General features: G+C 62.0%; 15 protein-coding genes. 5 read left to right on the top strand and 10 right to left on the bottom strand.

Annotation, left to right across the window (positions count from 1 at the left end; genetic code table 11):
* Nucleotides 1–3: 3 nt before the first annotated feature.
* Entirely contained in the window at nucleotides 4–969 is a 966-nt protein-coding gene (miaA, locus tag ACW73L_RS12875; RefSeq protein WP_498922518.1) for a tRNA (adenosine(37)-N6)-dimethylallyltransferase MiaA, read from the bottom strand.
* Nucleotides 966–2,753: a DNA mismatch repair endonuclease MutL gene (gene mutL, locus ACW73L_RS12870; RefSeq protein WP_498922516.1), complete on the bottom strand. Its 1,788-nt coding sequence runs from the start codon at nucleotides 2,751–2,753 to the stop codon at nucleotides 966–968. The genes miaA and mutL overlap by 4 nt, the downstream gene beginning before the upstream one ends.
* 210 nt (nucleotides 2,754–2,963) lie before the next feature.
* Between mutL and ACW73L_RS12865 the strand changes: the two genes are divergently transcribed.
* From ACW73L_RS12865 to ACW73L_RS12855, 3 genes are all read left to right on the top strand, one after another.
* Entirely contained in the window at nucleotides 2,964–4,637 is a 1,674-nt protein-coding gene (locus ACW73L_RS12865; protein ID WP_498922514.1) for a formate--tetrahydrofolate ligase, read from the top strand.
* Between the two features lie 75 nt (nucleotides 4,638–4,712).
* Nucleotides 4,713–5,210 carry a glutathione peroxidase gene (locus ACW73L_RS12860; RefSeq protein ID WP_498922512.1) on the top strand — a complete coding sequence of 166 codons (498 nt, stop codon included), beginning with the start codon at nucleotides 4,713–4,715 and terminating at the stop codon, nucleotides 5,208–5,210.
* A 119-nt stretch (nucleotides 5,211–5,329) separates the two neighbouring features.
* Nucleotides 5,330–6,538, top strand: coding sequence for an HD domain-containing phosphohydrolase (locus tag ACW73L_RS12855; RefSeq protein WP_498922510.1), 1,209 nt, complete (start codon nucleotides 5,330–5,332; stop codon nucleotides 6,536–6,538).
* A 146-nt stretch (nucleotides 6,539–6,684) separates the two neighbouring features.
* Here ACW73L_RS12855 and ACW73L_RS12850 read toward each other — a convergent pair whose 3' ends face one another.
* The 5 genes from ACW73L_RS12850 to ACW73L_RS12830 form a co-directional block, all read right to left on the bottom strand.
* Nucleotides 6,685–7,590, bottom strand: coding sequence for a cupredoxin domain-containing protein (locus ACW73L_RS12850; protein ID WP_498922509.1), 906 nt, complete (start codon nucleotides 7,588–7,590; stop codon nucleotides 6,685–6,687).
* 8 nt (nucleotides 7,591–7,598) lie between these two features.
* Nucleotides 7,599–9,335, bottom strand: coding sequence for a multicopper oxidase domain-containing protein (locus ACW73L_RS12845; RefSeq protein WP_498922608.1), 1,737 nt, complete (start codon nucleotides 9,333–9,335; stop codon nucleotides 7,599–7,601).
* A gap of 98 nt (nucleotides 9,336–9,433) precedes the next feature.
* Nucleotides 9,434–10,021, bottom strand: coding sequence for a hypothetical protein (locus ACW73L_RS12840; RefSeq protein WP_139555984.1), 588 nt, complete (start codon nucleotides 10,019–10,021; stop codon nucleotides 9,434–9,436).
* Nucleotides 10,022–10,203: 182 nt separating this feature from the next.
* A complete protein-coding gene (locus tag ACW73L_RS12835) occupies nucleotides 10,204–13,260 on the bottom strand; it encodes an efflux RND transporter permease subunit (protein WP_498922507.1) in 3,057 nt (1,018 codons plus the stop codon).
* A gap of 7 nt (nucleotides 13,261–13,267) precedes the next feature.
* Nucleotides 13,268–14,359 (bottom strand): efflux RND transporter periplasmic adaptor subunit, encoded by a 1,092-nt coding sequence (locus ACW73L_RS12830; protein WP_498922505.1) that lies wholly within the window; start codon nucleotides 14,357–14,359, stop codon nucleotides 13,268–13,270.
* On the opposite strand from ACW73L_RS12830, the gene ACW73L_RS12825 reads away from it, so the two are divergent.
* Nucleotides 14,358–14,522: a hypothetical protein gene (locus ACW73L_RS12825; RefSeq protein WP_498922504.1), complete on the top strand. Its 165-nt coding sequence runs from the start codon at nucleotides 14,358–14,360 to the stop codon at nucleotides 14,520–14,522. The two genes, ACW73L_RS12830 and ACW73L_RS12825, sit on opposite strands and share 2 nt — an antisense overlap.
* 24 nt (nucleotides 14,523–14,546) lie before the next feature.
* Here the strand turns inward: ACW73L_RS12825 and grxC are convergent, their stop codons facing one another.
* Nucleotides 14,547–14,807, bottom strand: a complete 261-nt coding sequence (grxC, locus tag ACW73L_RS12820; protein ID WP_129883042.1) for a glutaredoxin 3 — start codon at nucleotides 14,805–14,807, stop codon at nucleotides 14,547–14,549.
* Between the two features lie 92 nt (nucleotides 14,808–14,899).
* Here grxC and ACW73L_RS12815 point away from each other — a divergent pair, with 92 nt between their 5' ends.
* The gene (locus ACW73L_RS12815) at nucleotides 14,900–15,124 is read left to right on the top strand and encodes a YgaP family membrane protein (RefSeq protein ID WP_129883043.1); all 225 of its coding nucleotides are present in this window, start codon (nucleotides 14,900–14,902) and stop codon (nucleotides 15,122–15,124) included.
* A gap of 114 nt (nucleotides 15,125–15,238) precedes the next feature.
* Here the strand turns inward: ACW73L_RS12815 and ACW73L_RS12810 are convergent, their stop codons facing one another.
* Nucleotides 15,239–16,648 carry an ammonium transporter gene (locus ACW73L_RS12810; protein ID WP_129883044.1) on the bottom strand — a complete coding sequence of 470 codons (1,410 nt, stop codon included), beginning with the start codon at nucleotides 16,646–16,648 and terminating at the stop codon, nucleotides 15,239–15,241.
* A 15-nt stretch (nucleotides 16,649–16,663) separates the two neighbouring features.
* The gene (glnK, locus tag ACW73L_RS12805) at nucleotides 16,664–17,002 is read right to left on the bottom strand and encodes a P-II family nitrogen regulator (RefSeq protein WP_129883045.1); all 339 of its coding nucleotides are present in this window, start codon (nucleotides 17,000–17,002) and stop codon (nucleotides 16,664–16,666) included.
* Nucleotides 17,003–17,006 lie beyond the last annotated feature (4 nt).

Genomic DNA, 17,006 nt, shown 5'->3' with positions numbered 1-17,006 from the left:
CGGTCAGCGCTGGGACACGGCGCGCTGAGCACACAGCCGGGGAAGCAGCGCGGACATGACGCGCTCATCCAGCTCGGGATCCTCGCTGACGAACGACAGCGCTTCGTGTTCGCGGCGCAGCCAGGTGTACTGCCGCTTCGCGAACTGCCGGGTCGCGACAACCGCCCGCTCGATCATTTCCGGATGGTCGCACTCGCCCTTCAATAGAGACCAGATTTGGCGATAACCGACCGCGCGGATCGCCGGGCGCGATTCATCGAGATCACCGCGACGAAACAGGGCTTCAACCTCGGCTACCAAACCACGCTCCAACATATCGAGGAAGCGCGAGCGGATGCGCTCGTGCAAGCGTTCGCGGTCTGACGGGGCCACGATCAGGCGGATCACACGGAACGGCAGGGGCTGGGTGGCCGCACGCGCCCACAACGCCGTCAGCGAATGGCCGGTGAGCCGGTACACCTCCAGGGCCCGCTGGATGCGCTGCGGATCGTTGGGATGGATCCGGCGCGCGGCGGCCGGATCGACGACCTGAAGCTGGGCATGCAGATGGTGCCAACCGAAGCGTTCCGCCTCGTCATCAATCGCACGCCGGACCGCCGGGTCGGCTTCAGGCAGATCGGCCAGACCCTGGAACAACGCATTGAAATACAGCATCGTTCCACCCACGAGCAGCGGCAACCGACCGCGCTGTGCTATGTCCTGAATCAGGCTCAGGGTCTGGTCCCGAAACTGCCCGGTCGAATAGGCGTCCCGCGGGTCGATGATGTCGATCAGGTGGTGCGGTACACCAGCCCGTTCGTCGAGTGTCGGCTTGGCCGTGCCGATGTCCATGCCGCGGTAGACCAGCGACGAATCGACGCTGATTACCTCGCCGTCGAAAGACTGGGCCAGCCGGATTCCCAGCCGGGTCTTGCCCGAGGCCGTCGGCCCCATCACGGCCACGACGACCGGCAAATCGGCCTTCTTCACCGCCCGCGCAGGAACAGGCGGTCGAGATCTCGGGTACTGAACTGCACCCAGGTCGGCCGCCCGTGATTGCACTGACCGCTGTTCTCGGTCGCTTCCATTTCGCGCAGCAGGGCATTCATCTCGGGCACGGTCAGTTTGCGATTGGCGCGGACCGATCCATGACAGGCCAGTGTCGACAGAATCTCGTGCCGGTACTGTTCGAGGCGGGAACTGCGCCCGTGCAACACCAGATCCGACAGCAGATCGCGCACCAGGCTTTCGGCATCGACTTCGTCCAGCAGCGCCGGAATTCCGCGGATCAGCACCGAGCCGGGCCCGGCGCAGCTGAGCTCCAGCCCCAGAGCAGCGAGTTCCTCGCCATGCTCCTCGACCAGATCGGCCTCGGCTGCGCTGACCGCAATCTGGACCGGCAGCAGCAGCGGCTGGCAGGCGACGGCACCACAGGACCATTGCCGCTTGAGCTTCTCGTAAGTGATGCGCTCGTGAGCGGCATGCGCATCGACCACCACGAGCCCTTCCTGCGACTCCGCCAGAATGTACGCGCCATGGAGGTGCGCCAGCGCGAAACCGAGCGCCGGTATCTCCTGCCCGGCCGGCGCGACCATTGGCGATCCCGCGTTTTCCGGGGAAGACCGATACAGGTCGGCGTAAGCTCGAACCTGATCGGCGACACCGAAGGACAATGGGGCCTGGACTGGCGTCCTGCTCTCGCCGAAAGACTGTGCCTCCGGGAAGGCCGGAGCCGGCACTGACGCCAAACCGGTGGCCGTCTGCTCCTGCCCCGGCCGGTTGTCGGCCAGTACTCTCTTGACTCCTCGGTGCAGAAAGTCATGGACCAGGCCGCTCTCCCGAAAGCGGACTTCGAGCTTGGCCGGGTGGGCATTCACATCGACCAGTACCGGATCGATCTCCAGATGCAGCACGTAGGCGGGATGACGCCCATGGTAGAGGACATCGTCGTAGGCCAGACGCAAGGCATGGCTGACGATCTTGTCGCGAACCAGACGCCCGTTGACATAGAAAAACTGCAGGTCCGGCTGGCTGCGCGAGAAGGTCGGCAACCCCAGCCAGCCCGTCAGCCGCAGTTCGCCCACCGTGAAATCCAGCCGCAGCGACTGCTGCAGAAACGCCTCGCCGCACAACAGCGCGACGCGCCCGCTCTGCTCGTGATCGTCGGTCGCGGGTCGCAGGTTTAGGATTTCGCGCTGGTTATGGCGCAGCTGAAAGCCGGTCCCGAAGCGGCTCAGTGCCATGCGCCGGATCAGCGTGTCGATATGCGAGAACTCGGTCTTGTCCGACCGCAGGAACTTGCGCCGCGCCGGCGTGTTGTAGAACAGGTCGCGAACCTCGACGGTCGTGCCCGGAGGATGCGCCGCGGGCTGGAATTCGAAGCCATCCTCGGTCCCGTCGGCGACGACCGACCAGCCGCAGGCGTCGTCCGCGGTACGCGAGGTCAGGCGCAGCCGGGCGACCGAGCTGATGCTCGGCAGCGCTTCGCCGCGAAAGCCCATGCTGCGAATCCGCTCCAGATCGCGCAGCGAAGCAATCTTGCTGGTCGCGTGACGCGACAGCGCCAGTGGCAGGTCCTCGCGGACAATACCGCAGCCGTCGTCGCGCACACGGATCAGCGCGAGCCCTCCCCGCTCGACATCGACGTGGACGGTTCCGGCACCCGCATCGAAGGCGTTCTCGAGCAATTCCTTGATAACCGATGCAGGCCTTTCAACCACTTCGCCGGCGGCAATCTGGTTGACCAGTTGGGGGGGCAGGATTTGGATACGCATGAGGTCAGCCGACACAACGGCCTTCATTGTAATGGGAAAGCGTCCGACTGATGCCGGGTGGCAGAAAAACCGCTCTGAAGGGCTGAAACTGGCTGTCCAAGTTGCTACCATCTTCGACGAATAACGGCGACCCATTGGTCCGCCACCCGAGGCTTGCCGCTACCCTGCATAACAGCGGGGACAGCGCAGGGAGCCCCTCAAGGAGTATCCATGTCCGACATCGAAATTGCGCAATCCGCCCGGATGCGGCCCATCATCGAGCTTGCCCAAGACCGCCTGGGTATACCGCCTGAACACCTTGATCCGTATGGCCACTACAAGGCCAAACTGTCACTGGAATACATCGACCAACTGCCGGCCCGCCCCGATGCCAAACTGGTGCTGGTAACGGCGATTAGCCCGACCCCGGCCGGAGAAGGCAAGACGACGACCACCGTCGGACTGGGGGACGCGCTGAACCGGCTCGGCAAGAGTACGATGATCTGCCTGCGTGAACCGGCCCTGGGCCCCTGTTTCGGAGTCAAGGGCGGTGCCGCCGGCGGCGGCTATGCGCAGGTCGTCCCCATGGAGGACATCAACCTGCATTTTACGGGTGACTTCCATGCGCTTGCTGTCGCCCACAACCTGTTGTCGGCGATGATCGACAACCACCTCCATCACGGGAACGCGCTGAATCTCGACGCCCGGCAAGTCCATTGGAAACGCGTCGTGGACATGAACGACCGCGCGCTGCGGGACATCGTAGTCGGACTCGGCGGCGTTCCCAACGGTTTTCCGCGCCAGGACGGCTTCGACATCATTGCGGCATCGGAGGTCATGGCGATCCTTTGCCTGTCGAACTCGCTGCAGGAACTGAAGCATCGACTCGGCAACATCCTGGTCGGTTACACGCGAGGCGACAACCGTCCGGTCTTCGCGCGTGACATCAACGCCCATGGAGCCATGGCGGTCCTGCTGAAGGATGCGCTGCGCCCGAATCTCGTGCAGACCCTCGAGAACAATCCGGCACTGGTCCACGGCGGGCCCTTCGCAAACATCGCCCACGGCTGCAACTCGGTCGTTGCAACCAAAGCCTCCCTGAAACTCGCCGACATCGTCGTCACCGAAGCCGGCTTCGGCGCAGACCTGGGGGCCGAGAAATTCCTGGACATCAAGTGCCGCAAGGCCGGCATCCAGCCTGACGCCGTCGTGCTGGTCGCGACGGTGCGCGCTCTGAAATACCACGGCGGCGTTCCCGTCGCAGAGTTGCAAACCGAGAACCTCGCTGCACTGGAAACCGGCTTTGCGAATCTGGCACGGCATTTCCACAACCTGACTCAGCAATTCGGTCTGCCCTGCGTGGTTGCGATCAATCATTTCAGTTCCGACACCGATGCCGAGATCAACCTGCTGCAACGCCGGGTGGGCGAACTGGGCGTACGGGCCGTGCTCTCCAAACACTGGGCGGAAGGCGGCAAGGGAGCGGAAGATCTCGCTCGGGAAGTGATGTCGACGCTCGACAACGAGCCCCCCGAATTCCGCTTTCTGTATGACGAGCACGCGCCGCTTTGGGACAAGATCAAGGCCGTGGCCACAAAAATTTACGGTGCTGCCGACGTCACGGCCGACTCCAAGGCGCGTGAACAACTGGCCCAGCTCAGCAAGGACTACAGTCACTTCCCGGTCTGCATTGCGAAAACTCAATATTCGTTTTCCGGTGATGCCAGCCTGAAGGGCGCTCCGACAGGCCATATTCTGTCGATACGCGAGGTCCGCCCCAGTCTCGGCGCCGAATTCGTCGTCGCTATCTGCGGCAACATGATGACGATGCCTGGATTGCCTCGAGTTCCAGCCGCGGAACATATCGACCTCGACGAGCAGGGCCGTGTCACCGGTTTGTTCTAGCGGCACTACGCGCCTGCCTGCCAGGTCAAAGTCTTTGTTCATGAGTGCCCAACGCTGTCGAGAAGAACTTCCAGCATGACGAACACATCGGTCTATGACTTTGCTCTACGAACGCTTGACGGACACCCGCTCAAGCTGGCCGACTTTCGCGGGCACGTCCTGTTGATCGTCAACACCGCCAGTCGCTGTGGCTTCACACCGCAGTATGCCGGGCTCGAACGGCTGCACCGGGATTACGCAGCGCGTGGTCTGACGGTCATCGGCGTTCCATGCAATCAATTCGGAGCGCAGGAACCCGGAGATTCCGAGGCGATCGCCGCATTCTGCGACACGCATTACGGCGTCAGCTTTCCGCTGTCGGAAAAGGAGGAAGTGAACGGCGACGGAGCTCACCCCTTGTTCAACTACCTCAAGCAGAGCGCTCCCGGCCTCCTCGGCACTACCGCGATTAAGTGGAATTTCACGAAGTTTCTGGTGAATCGCGATGGCCAGGTCGTTGCTCGTTACGCGCCGACCGACGCGCCGGAGTCACTGCGCAGTGCGATCGAGCGGCTGCTGGACCAGAACCATTGAACCCGCAACGGGCCCGATGGCTCAGAAAAACCGGCTGCAAACGCCGCGCGCCGACGGGTGGGGGACGGAAGCGCCGGATCATCTATCGGTAACTTCCGGCAGCCAGCCAGATCCGGAACATGAGTAACACGGACAGCAACTTCGAGGCTGACAGAGCGACCATACTGGCCGTCGACGACATGCCGGAAAACCTCGTGGTTCTGGGTGAACTGCTGCAGCCCCATTACCGCGTGCGGGCAGTGAATAACGGCACACGTGCGCTTCGGGCCGCCGCCAGCGCGCCGCACCCGGACCTCATCCTGCTGGATGTGATGATGCCCGACATGGATGGATATTCGGTGCTTCAGGAATTGCAGGCTAATCCATCGACCAGGGACATCCCGGTCATTTTCGTGACCGCAATGGACCAGATGGACGACGAGGAACGTGGACTCGACCTGGGCGCGGTCGACTACATCACCAAGCCGATCCGCCCGGCGATTCTGCTCGCGCGCGTGCGCAATCATCTCGAACTGAAACGAACACGCGACTGGCTGAAGGACCAGACGGGGTTTCTGGAGTCGGAGGTCGCTCGCCGCATCCGTGAAAACCAGTTGATTCAGGACGTCAGCATCCGCGCCCTCGCCAATCTCGCCGAAACGCGCGACTGGGAGACCGGAAACCATATCCGACGCACTCAGGCCTATGTGTCGTTGTTGGCCAATGCGCTGCGCGGCCATCCCCGCTTTGCGGAAGCCCTGAAGCCACGTCGCCTCGAACTCATCGTCAAGGCCGCACCGCTGCACGACATTGGCAAGGTCGGCATTCCCGATCAGATACTGCTCAAGGACTCACGGCTGACCGAGTCGGAATTCGAGATCATGAAGACCCATAGCCGGCTCGGCGCGGATGCCATTGACAAGGCCATGCGCGGCGCTCTGAACAGCGACGATTACGCGACGCTGCAAAAACACTGCCGGCTGGGATTTGAGGCGCTCGACCGCAGTGCTCAGGAAATCGAGGGTAGTCCACTCGCCTTCCTTGAAATCGCGAAGGAGATCGCGCTGCGGCATCACGAGAAATGGGATGGCAGCGGATACCCCGACGGACTGGCGGGCGAGGCAATACCGGTGCCCGCCCGCCTGATGGCTCTGGCTGACGTGTTCGACGCTCTGATCAGCCGTCGCGTCTACAAGGAACCGATCCCGCTGGACGAAACGGAAGGGATCATCGTGGCGGGTCGTGGTAGGCACTTCGACGCGGATGTCGTCGACGCCTTCATGACACTCAAGGAGGAGTTTGCCGCGGTTGCATTCCGGTATCCGGACCAAACCCCGCCAAACCGTTAGTCGACACGGTATCCGAGATTCGCTCGGATAACGCCCTTGATTTCGGGATTGCTATCGACTGTTCAACATCCGATGCCGCCGCATCGTGGCTCCGGCGCCGGGGCGATCAGGTAGAGATCCCCCCAACGGCCAGCGTGAAAGGACATTCAACCGGTTCGGGCCCTTATCTGGCGCACGACCCATTCAACGACCACAATGGCATGGTCCCACATCCGGCGAGCCGCAGCCGCAAGGACGTTCCCCGCGTCCTTTGCCGTGAGGCGAGCCAGCCGCCCGCCCCACGCACGAGCCGCAAACGGGGCACCGAAGGCACCGACCAGTGCGCCGATCACTGTCATACCGGAAAACCACGATTCGGTTTCCGGCGCAGACGCGCTTGCCGGTGCAGCCGCATTGGACATCCCGGTTCGATCAATATCCGCGGGCACCACCACCTGAGTCGGAGCAGGCCCCGGGCCGTAGTGGTCCCGAATCACCTGATCGGTCAAGCCGGGAATGCTCGGAAACGGCGCACTGCCCTTCCCAACGATCAACTGCGCCTTCATGCCCTTTTCCATGTGCTGCGCGATATCGCAGTGCACCAGATAGGTCTTGTCCTCGTTGGGCAGGATCAGCGTGCCGCTGATCTTGGCCGGCCCGGTGACTTCAAGATGGAACATGCCCTTGTCGTACATGTACTTCGGCAGGCCATGCATCATCCATTGATGACGGATGTGATCCTCGTTGATGAAGTGCACGGTCAGCTTGGTGCAAGGCTCGAAGCGAAACTCCTGCTGGTCGAACGCGAACATCGTTCCGGGAAAATTCTTCGAATACTTATGCCCGGCGCGTACCGTCACTTCCTTGGTCGCGGCAATCTTGCTACATCCATCCGGCAGGCGATCTTTGTTCTGCCCCATGATCATGCCGCCATCCATATCCATCAAATGGCCGTCACCATGATCCATCAGCATCGTGTGTTCGACGATTTCGTTGGATTCACCGGCAGGGTAAGCCGTCGTCGAAACGGCCGCGACAGCAGAGGCCAGGAGTAAGCGTCTGAGCGTGTTCATCGGGAATCTCAACCGGAAGTCTTGCTACGGAATTGGGTGATGAGTTGGTTGGAAAGCGCCATCACTCGCTCACGGTGAACAAACAAGAAGTAACCCAAGGTGCCCAGCAAAAACCCAAAGAACAGGTTTCCCCAAGCGCTTGAGGCAGCTGCTGCGGCTGGTGCGGCAGCGGTCGCAGTGGGTGCTGGCGCTGGCTCAGCCGACACTTCGGTCTCGGGCAGCGCGAGACTGCCCCAGTCGTCGCCGGACTCTTGCCACACCGGCACCTTGCGCTGCCAGAATTCCTTCGTGAAGTAGGGCTTGAGATCCATTCCGTGCGTCTTGGGTAGCCCCTTATCGTCAATGAATTCCTTGTAGACGAGTAGGCTGATGCTGCCACCCTCACCGACCCCGTCAGTGGTGAAGGCCTTCTCGACATGGTCATGGAACATCCATATGCCCGAGCCGAAGCTATGCAGGCCGTCATTGGTGGTGTTCAGTTCCAGATCCAGTCGCTGTGCGGGGGCCATGTTGTAGACGTCGCGCGTTACGCGCGCCTCGGGCCGCTGCGGCACACCGTCATAGTGCGTTTCTGTCGCCTTGTGGCCGTGAATGTGCAGCGCGAGATTCTCGGTATGCCCGTTGAGGACCCGCAGCTTAACTTTCTGGTTCGGTTCGACGACGATCAGTGACTCCCGCAGCGTGTACGGGAAGGCACGCCCGTTCATAAGATAATAATCGTCGGTAGCGTCCGTGATGTCGTATTCCTGGTTGATCGCGCGGGCGATCAGACGCGGATCGTTGTACGACTGCGTCAGCTTGTGCAGTTCCTTGTCGACCGACTGGTAGTGGATGTCGTATTCCTGTTGATACTCCGCAGCAACGGACGCGGACGGGTGCCGTACTTGACCTGCCCCGACGTTAAGGGTCTGGACCCAGTTGTTCGGACGGTTTTCCTCCACGACCAACATGCCCGCCAATCCCATCGGAATGTGGGTGTGCGGCTGCACGTGGCAGTGGTAATACATGGTGCCGGCCTGACGCGGCTTGATCACATAGGTCTTACTCTGACCCGGCATTACGTCCATCTGACTCGTCTGTCCGACACCGTCATTGCCGTCGCCGCTGTGATCCATGAATGGATGATCGACGCCATGCAGATGGATGGAATGCGGAAAATAGTGGCTGTTCTCGAGCGTGATCCACACGACATCGCCCTGCTCCACGCGAATCACCGGAGCCGGTGCCCTGAGATACGGATTGGCTTCGGCGCTGGCAAAGCTCTTTGTGGACATGTCGCGCGTCTTCGGGGCGAATACCCAGAAGGCGGGCTGGATGCCGGGCGCCACGTCGAAAGTCGGCACGACGCCCGGGAAATCGGGCGAGTGCCCGTTGACTTCGATCACTTCCAGCTTGATGACGATATGATCGGGGTCGCCGTCCCCGTCGATATCGTTCGTCTTGGTGATGGCGTCCGCAGCGAGCTGCGTATCCATCAAAGTCTGCATGGAGATATTGTTCGTGCCTTTCACGAACGCCGCAATGTCGGCAGGATTGTCCGGATCGCACACCCGTGATTCCTGAATTGCAACTCCCTCGAGGGTTTGCGCATCGCGCCAGATCGAAGGTGTTCCGGTGTCACAGAACGGTTCCGACTTGCCGGGGGCCACTTTGGCGCTCGGCGGCGGCGTGTTGACGGCACTGACGGGTGCGGCCCCGAGGGCGAGCATCGCACCGGCGAGGAAAGCAAACGAGCGATTGATCATCTTGCACGGGGCCATTACGGCGTAATGTGTGTAGCGCTAATTACGTCGGGCGACGTCCCTTTCGTTCTCCCGAAGTGTCTCTCCAGATCCGGCAGGGATCAGGCTGCCTTCTTTTTCTTCAGCAACTTGTCCACGATCGCCTGGAAGGCCGGATTCGACAGATAAAGGATGTAACCGACTGCGATCAGGATCACTGCGATCACGATGAAGGTGGTGGTCGACATCCCGCTGGCGGATGCACCCACTTTGAACGGGACGTGCGCGTCGACTTTCTGGCCTTCATTCACCAGAGTGACATGCGCCAGGTAAGGACCGGACTCCGTCAGGTTAAGCTGCGTGTTGTAGGTCCCCTTGGGGTTCTTCGTGGGCGGCTGATAGAAGACACGGGTGCCGGCAGGCTCCTTCGTGATCTCGAACTCCACCGTCATCTCGCGCAGCGCCTTGCCCTCGTAGTCGAATACGATGGTGACCGGGCCCACTTCGGGAATGTCGTTACAGTACTCCGTGGTTCCGCCGATCTGCGGCTGGTAAGCCGTAAAATGCACCAAGTGCGGGCCGACGTTGATCCGGCACTTGTCTGCCTCGACGCTCGCACCGCCATGGGCCCAACTGGCCGACGGGGCCAGTGCAGCCAGGAACAGGGTGATAACGAGCAGTCCGCCCCTTATAAAATTGGATGTACGCATAAAATCTTCCCTCGCTTGCAATTCAAGGTTGTTGTATTTCTCTATCCGGAACTCAGAACAGAGTGTCTGGCTGGTCGTACGCTAAGCGCTCGGAATGCCCGGATGCCGTTTCACCCGGCCTCAGGATGAGGAGTGGCGACTATACATTAGCGTGCGCTCAACGGTCAAAACCTGACGGTTTGTCAACCATTGTCGTGCGAACGCCGTGCACCGAAGAGCGTCGAGAACGAAACGTACACGGATGGTATGACAAATACTGTCAGAAAGGTTCCAATCGTCATACCGCCGACGATAACCCAGCCGATCTGCTGTCGGCTCTCGGCGCCCGCCCCGGTAGCCAGGGCCAGAGGGAGCGCACCGAGGATCATCGTCAGCGAGGTCATGACGATCGGGCGCAACCGGAGCACCGCGGCACTCGCGGCGGCATCGACGGCCGCCATGCCCGAGCGCGCGAGCTGGTTGGCGAACTCCACGATCAGGATGCCGTTCTTGGTGATCAGCCCGACGAGCATCACGAGGCCGATCTGACTGTAGACATTGAGCGTACCCCCACTGAGCTTGAGTGCGAGCAGCGCCCCGATCAGGGCGAGCGGAACGGTCAGCAGGATGATCAGCGGATCGGCGAAACTCTCGAACTGCGCCGCCAGCACCAGGTAGATGAAGGCCAGCGCAAACAGGAAAGTCAGGTACAAAGTCTGGCTGGACTCCCGAAACTCGAGCGACTGCCCGGTCAGGTCGGTCTTGAAGCTGGGCGGCAGCAACTCACGCGCGACGCGGTCGAACTCCGCCAGCGCCTGCCCCAGCGTAAACCCAGGCGCGAGATTCGCGGAGACGGTCGCAGCCCGCAGGCGGTTAAAGTGATTCAGTTCCTTGGCCGAGGCCAGCGTCTGCAAGTCGACCAGATTCGCCAGCTGTACCAGTTCCCCCTTTTCGCTGCGCAAGTAGATGGAAAGGATGTCGCCCGGCGCGGCGCGCTCGCTGTCCGCCAAGCGCACGATGACATCGTACTGTTCTCCCTCCCGCTTGAAACGGGTCACCTGCCGGCCGCCGAGCAGCGTCTGCAGCGTCCGCCCGATCTCATCGATATCGACCCCGAGGTCCGCCGCCTTCTCCCGGTTCACGAACACACGGATTTGCGGCTTGTCCATCTTCAGGTCGCTGTCGACGTTCATGATCCCGGGAAGCGTTGTGACCTTGCGCATGAAGCTGGTCACGCGCTCCTCCAGTTCCGCATAGGTCGGCCCCTGGATCACGAACTGAACCGGCGGGTTCCGGAAATTCTGCCCGAGGGACGGAGGATTTATGGGAAAGGCGAGCACCCCCGGCAGGCTCGTAAATTTCGGCATCAGCTCGGCGGCGATTTGCTGCTGCGACCGCGTGCGCTCACCCCACGGCACGAGCCGAACGAAGGCCAGTGCACTGTTGACCGGATTCGGCCGTTCCAACCCGGGCGCGACGACCATGAAATAGCTACTGACTTCCGGGATGACGGCGACGAATTTTTCGATCTGCGCCGCGTACGCATCGGTGTAGTCGATCGATGCACCCTCGGGGGCGGAGATCGCACCGATGATGTTGCCGCGATCCTCCTGCGGCGACAGTTCCGACGGCAGCGCCGCAAACAGCCGGTAGGTCGCATAGCCCATCAGGCCCATCAACAGAAAAGTCCAGAGACCATGGCGCAGCCACACGCGCAGCAGCGCCTCGAAGCCCCGCATCATCCGTCCGGGCGCGGCGGGCTCGTGGCCGCCGGCCTCCGGTCCGCTCGCGCGCAACAGGCGGGAGCACATCATCGGCGTGAGCGTCAACGCCACGAAGCCGGACACCAGCACCGCGCAGGACACCGCCAGCGCGAATTCCGAGAACAATCGCCCGGTGTTGCCGCTCATGAAGGCCAGTGGCGTAAAGACCGATGCCAGAGTCAACGTCATCGCGATCACGGCGAAGGCGATCTCCCGACTACCCTCCAGCGCCGCAGGAAACGGCTTCATGCCGGATTCGATGCGCCGGAATATGTTCTCCATCATGACGATCGCGTCGTCGACTACCAAGCCGATCGCCAGGACCAGCGCCAGCAGCGTCAGGATGTTGACGGAAAAGTCGAACACATAAAGAAAGATGAATGCACCGATCAGCGACACTGGAATCGTCACGAAGGGGATCAGCAGTGTGCGGAGCGAGCGCAGGAACACGAACGTGACGGCGAGCACCAAGCCCAGCGCTTCGAACAATGCCTTGTAGACGGCGCGGATGGACTCCTCGATGAATAGCGAGGTATCGAAGGAAACCCGCAGCGTCATGCCCGCCGGCAGGGTCGCATTGATCTTCGGCAGTTCCTCCTTGACCAGGCGCGCGACTTCGAGTGTGTTGGCGGTCGCCTGCTTGACGACGCCCAGCCCCACCGCCGGATTGCCATTCACGCGCACGATGTTGCGCTCGTCCTCGGAACCGATCTCGGCGCGCCCGACGTCGCTCAGCCGAATCGGATAACCGTTGACCTCGCGGATGATCAGCGCGTTGAATTGTTCCGGTGTGCGCAAATCCGTTTCGCTGAAGACCGTCAACTCCCGCATCAAGCCCTCGATGCGCCCGCCCGGGAGTTCGACGTTACGACGCTGCAGTGCGTTCTCGACATCCCCCACGGTCAGACCGTGCGCGGCCAGCCGATCCCGATCGAGCCAGATGCGCATCGCGTAGCGCCGCTCGCCACCGATGATCACATTCGAGACGCCGGGCAGAGTCTGCAGGCGATCCTGCACGAAGCGGTCGGCAATGTCAGTGATCTGGAGCGCACTGTGGCGTTCGCTGGAGAACGCCAACCAGAGCACCGGCTGCGCGTCCGCATCGATCTTGCTGATGACCGGCTCTTCGATTTCCTCCGGCAGGCGGGCGCGCACCCGCGACACGCGGTCGCGCACGTCGGCCGCCGCCGAGTCCGGATCGCGTGCCAGGGTAAATTCGACCGAGATCCGGCTGACCTCCTCGCGACTGACCGACTTCAGAATCTTGATGCCCTCGATTCCGGACAGCGAATCCTCGAGTGGACGAGTCACCTGGCTCTCGATGACCTCGGCGCTGGCGCCCTTGTAGACCGTGTTCACCGAGACCACCGAGGCGTCGATATCGGGATACTCTCGGACCGGCAGGCGTTCGAAGCACATGGCCCCGAGCAGGATCAGGATCAGGCTGGCGACGGTCGCCAGAACGGGACGTCGGATCGAGAGATCGGACAGGACCATCGGGGAATCAGCCCTGGGGTTCCAGCACCGACACGGTGGCACCGTCGCGCAACTTGGTCTGACCATCGGTCACGACACGATCGCCGGGAGCCAGTCCCGACGTAATCTCAACCGCGCCCTGCCGATGGTGGCCGGTCGTAACCTCGACCATGCTCACCTTGTCGCCGGCAAGGCGGAACACGTAGGCGCTGCTGCTCTTCTGCACGATGGCCTGTTCGGGCACGAACAGCGCCTCGCGCGTGCCGGCGAGCCCAAGCCGGATCCGCGTGAACATACCCGGCCGCAGCAGCATCCTGTCGTTCGGCAACCGCGCCCGGATCCGCACCGTTCGCGTCGCCTCGTCCAGGCGCGGATCGATCGCAAAGATCCTTCCCGCAAAGGTCCGGCCAGGGTAAGCCTCGACGCTGGCGGTAACTGCCAGCCCGTTGCTTATCGAACCCGAAAACTTCTCGGGAATCTTGAAGTCGAGTTTGACCGGATCTACCGCCTCCAGATTGACGAGATCCTGGCCAACGGAAACGTAGTCGCCCACGCTGACTACGCGCAAACCGATAATGCCGTCGAACGGCGCCCGGATCACCATCTTCGCAAGGCGCACCCGCTCGCGCTCGACCGTGGCATCGGAGACCTTCAGCTTGGCCAGTACCTCGTCGTACTGCTGCACGCTGGTCAGGTTCTTGCGGCGCATCTCCTTGACCCGCTCAAAGTTCTGACGGTCCAGCAACTGCTGCGCTTCAGCCTGGGCTAGGGTGGCTCGGATCTCATCGGCGTTCAGCACGAACAGCTCATCGCCAGTCCGAACCTTCGCGCCTTCGGTGAAGCGAATCGCCTCAATGCGGGCGGCCAGTTCCGGACGAATCACCACCGACTCGTTCGCCGCCAGCGTGCCGACCGCGGTAATTTCGTCATCCACGCGCTCCTTCGAGACCCTCGCCACACGGACGCCGACGGCCGGCGGCGGCCCTGGGGATGGTGGCGTCGGCGCTGCCTGCTGCTGCGCGGGGAGATCACCCGATGCGGCAGTTTGCAGATACCGCCACAACGCCAGACCGGCAGCGAGTGCCAGCAGGGCGATCAGCGCGAGAATTCGGGTTCGCATGAAGGATATCGAAGAGGGCAAGGCCACTCATGCCGGCGAAGAAAAACCGGCCAGGGTAGACTCCGAAATCCACCGACGTGTCGGCGGTGGCCCGTGGCTGGCGCCGTACCGGAAACCGACCCTGCCTGTCGTAGACGTATCCGGCTCGAAGGGTCAGGACTGAGAGGAAATGCTCTCGGTCACGCGGTCAGCCGGCTTCGAGCAGCGCGTCCAGTTGTCCGGACCGGTCGAGGGCCGCCAGGTCGTCAAAGCCACCGACATGGAAGTCGTCGATGAAGATCTGGGGTACTGTCCGCCGCTGCGTCCGGGCGATCATTTCGCTCAGGCGCGCCGGCTCGACATCGACCTGTATCTTTTCGATCTGCTCGACGCCTTTCGCGTTCAGCAACCGTTCCGCCATACGACAGAACGAACATAAGCGACTCGTGTACATCACGACTTTGGGCATGCCCGCTCCGGAAGAAAGGTTGAGCATTTAGTGTACCATGCACCCTCCGACAACCGCCGCGTCGCGGCCGCTGATGAAGGGGTGAAAGAATCATGACCACTGAACGCTGGGTCCGCGTCGTCGCCGGATTCTTTGTGTTGCTGTCACTGAGCCTGGGTATCGAGACCAGTCCCTTGTTCGTCAGTTCGAACTGGCTCTGGTTCACTGCGTTCGTCGGCGCCAATCTCTTGCAGAGCGGTTTCACCCGGCTCTGCCCGCTCGAAACGATCCTGAGAAAGATGGGCGTGAAATCTGCCGAGAGCGCCTGCTCCCGCTGACCGAAGCCTCACGTTCCGCGCGCCAGGCCCCCGGGTGGATCGCCGGTAACGTCGCCGCAACGAAAACGGGCGCCCTGAGGCGCCCGTCCGCGAAGTCCGGAATGTCCGGTTCGATCAGAGGTTGTAGCCGCGCTCGTTGTGTTCGGCCAGGTCGAGACCCAGCGTCTCGTCTTCCGGGGAAATCCTCAGGCCGCCGACCAGCAGGCCGACCACCTTCAGAATGATGTAGGTGCCGATCGTCGTGAAGACGACCGTGACCAACACGCCCTTGACCTGCACGCCAAGCTGCGCACCGATCGTGATGCCTTCAGCCAGGCCAGCGCCACCGAGCTCGGCCGCCGCGCACAGGCCGGTCAGAATGGCACCGACGATACCGCCGACGGCGTGGACACCGAACACGTCCAGCGAGTCGTCATAGCCCATCGCGCGCTTCAGTTTCGTCGAAGCCAGGAAGCACGCCACGCCGGCCACGCCACCGATCAGCAGCGCGCCCATCGGACCCGCGGTGCCGGCCGCCGGGGTGATAGCGACCAGTCCGGCGACGGCGCCCGACACGATACCGAGGACGCTCGGCTTGCCGTGGGTCAACCACTCGCTGAACATCCAGGCCAGGGCCGCCGTGGCCGTCGCGATTTGCGTGGTTGCCATCGCCATGCCGGCCGTACCGTTCGCCGCCACGGCGCTGCCCGCGTTAAAGCCGAACCAGCCGACCCACAGCATCGACGCGCCGATCACGGTGAGCACCAGGTTGTGCGGCGGCATCGGGGTTTCGGGATAGCCTTTGCGCTTGCCGAGCATCAGCGCGGTCACAAAGCCCGCGATACCCGCATTGATGTGAACGACCGTGCCGCCCGCGAAATCAAGGACGCCCCAGTCCCACATCAAGCCACCGTCACCGCTCCATACCATGTGGGCGATCGGGGTGTACACCAACGTAAACCAGATTGCAGTGAATAGCAGCAGCGCGGAAAACTTCATGCGCTCGGCGAAGGCACCCACGGTCAACGCCGGGGTGATGATCGCGAACGTCATCTGGAAGGTCATGAACACCGTTTCGGGGATCGTCATGGTCAGGCTGTCGCGCTCCACCGAAGAGAGGAACGCCTTGCCGAAACCGCCGATCAACGAGTGGAAGTTGAACACACCCTTTTCCATGCCGGTGGTGTCGAAGGCCAGACTGTAGCCGTATAGCATCCACAGCACGGTCATCAACGACGTGATGGCGAAGCATTGCATCAACACCGACAGCACGTTCTTCGTTCGCACCATGCCGGCGTAGAACAGCGATAGGCCGGGGATGGTCATGAACAGCACTAAGGCCGTGGAGGTCAGCATCCATGCCGTGTCACCGGAGTCCAGTTTCGGTTTTTCCTCAGCTGCCGCGGCCGTGTCCGGCGCGGCTTCGGTCTCGATGACCTCGACGATGGTCTCGGTGACCGTGCCTGCGGGCGAAACCGTCTCGGCGAATGCAGCGCCCGACAAACCCAAGCTCAGGAAAAGCAACAACCCAGTCAAATATCTCATCTGATTCTCCGTTTCTTATAGAGCTTCGGGACCGGTTTCACCCGTCCGGATGCGGATGACCGAATTGAGATCGAACACGAAGATTTTCCCGTCACCGATCTTGCCGGTGTTGGCGGTGCGGCGAATGGCATCCAGCACGGCGTCGAGCTGGTCGTCGGCCAGCGCGACTTCGAGCTTGACCTTGGGGAGGAAGTCGACCACGTATTCGGCGCCCCGGTACAACTCGGTATGGCCCTTCTGCCGTCCGAAGCCCTTGACTTCGGTCACCGTGATCCCGGAAACGCCCACTTCGGAAAGAGCCTCCCGTACATCATCGAGCTTGAACGGCTTAAGAATCGCTGTCACAAATTTCATCTTA

Source organism: Methylolobus aquaticus (assembly GCF_054172105.1).
This window is presented reverse-complemented; position numbering and strand designations above follow the sequence as displayed.

Coding starts and splice junctions, on each gene's coding strand:
- ACW73L_RS12845 (WP_498922608.1), bottom strand. CDS start 9,335: ATGATCAATCGCTCGTTTGCTTTCCTCGCCGGTGCGATGCTCGCCCTC.
- glnK (WP_129883045.1), bottom strand. CDS start 17,002: ATGAAATTTGTGACAGCGATTCTTAAGCCGTTCAAGCTCGATGATGTA.
- ACW73L_RS12830 (WP_498922505.1), bottom strand. CDS start 14,359: ATGCGAACCCGAATTCTCGCGCTGATCGCCCTGCTGGCACTCGCTGCC.
- ACW73L_RS12855 (WP_498922510.1), top strand. CDS start 5,330: ATGAGTAACACGGACAGCAACTTCGAGGCTGACAGAGCGACCATACTG.
- ACW73L_RS12825 (WP_498922504.1), top strand. CDS start 14,358: ATGAAGGATATCGAAGAGGGCAAGGCCACTCATGCCGGCGAAGAAAAA.
- ACW73L_RS12860 (WP_498922512.1), top strand. CDS start 4,713: ATGACGAACACATCGGTCTATGACTTTGCTCTACGAACGCTTGACGGA.
- ACW73L_RS12810 (WP_129883044.1), bottom strand. CDS start 16,648: ATGAGATATTTGACTGGGTTGTTGCTTTTCCTGAGCTTGGGTTTGTCG.
- ACW73L_RS12840 (WP_139555984.1), bottom strand. CDS start 10,021: ATGCGTACATCCAATTTTATAAGGGGCGGACTGCTCGTTATCACCCTG.
- grxC (WP_129883042.1), bottom strand. CDS start 14,807: ATGCCCAAAGTCGTGATGTACACGAGTCGCTTATGTTCGTTCTGTCGT.
- mutL (WP_498922516.1), bottom strand. CDS start 2,753: ATGCGTATCCAAATCCTGCCCCCCCAACTGGTCAACCAGATTGCCGCC.
- ACW73L_RS12865 (WP_498922514.1), top strand. CDS start 2,964: ATGTCCGACATCGAAATTGCGCAATCCGCCCGGATGCGGCCCATCATC.
- ACW73L_RS12835 (WP_498922507.1), bottom strand. CDS start 13,260: ATGGTCCTGTCCGATCTCTCGATCCGACGTCCCGTTCTGGCGACCGTC.
- ACW73L_RS12815 (WP_129883043.1), top strand. CDS start 14,900: ATGACCACTGAACGCTGGGTCCGCGTCGTCGCCGGATTCTTTGTGTTG.
- ACW73L_RS12850 (WP_498922509.1), bottom strand. CDS start 7,590: ATGAACACGCTCAGACGCTTACTCCTGGCCTCTGCTGTCGCGGCCGTT.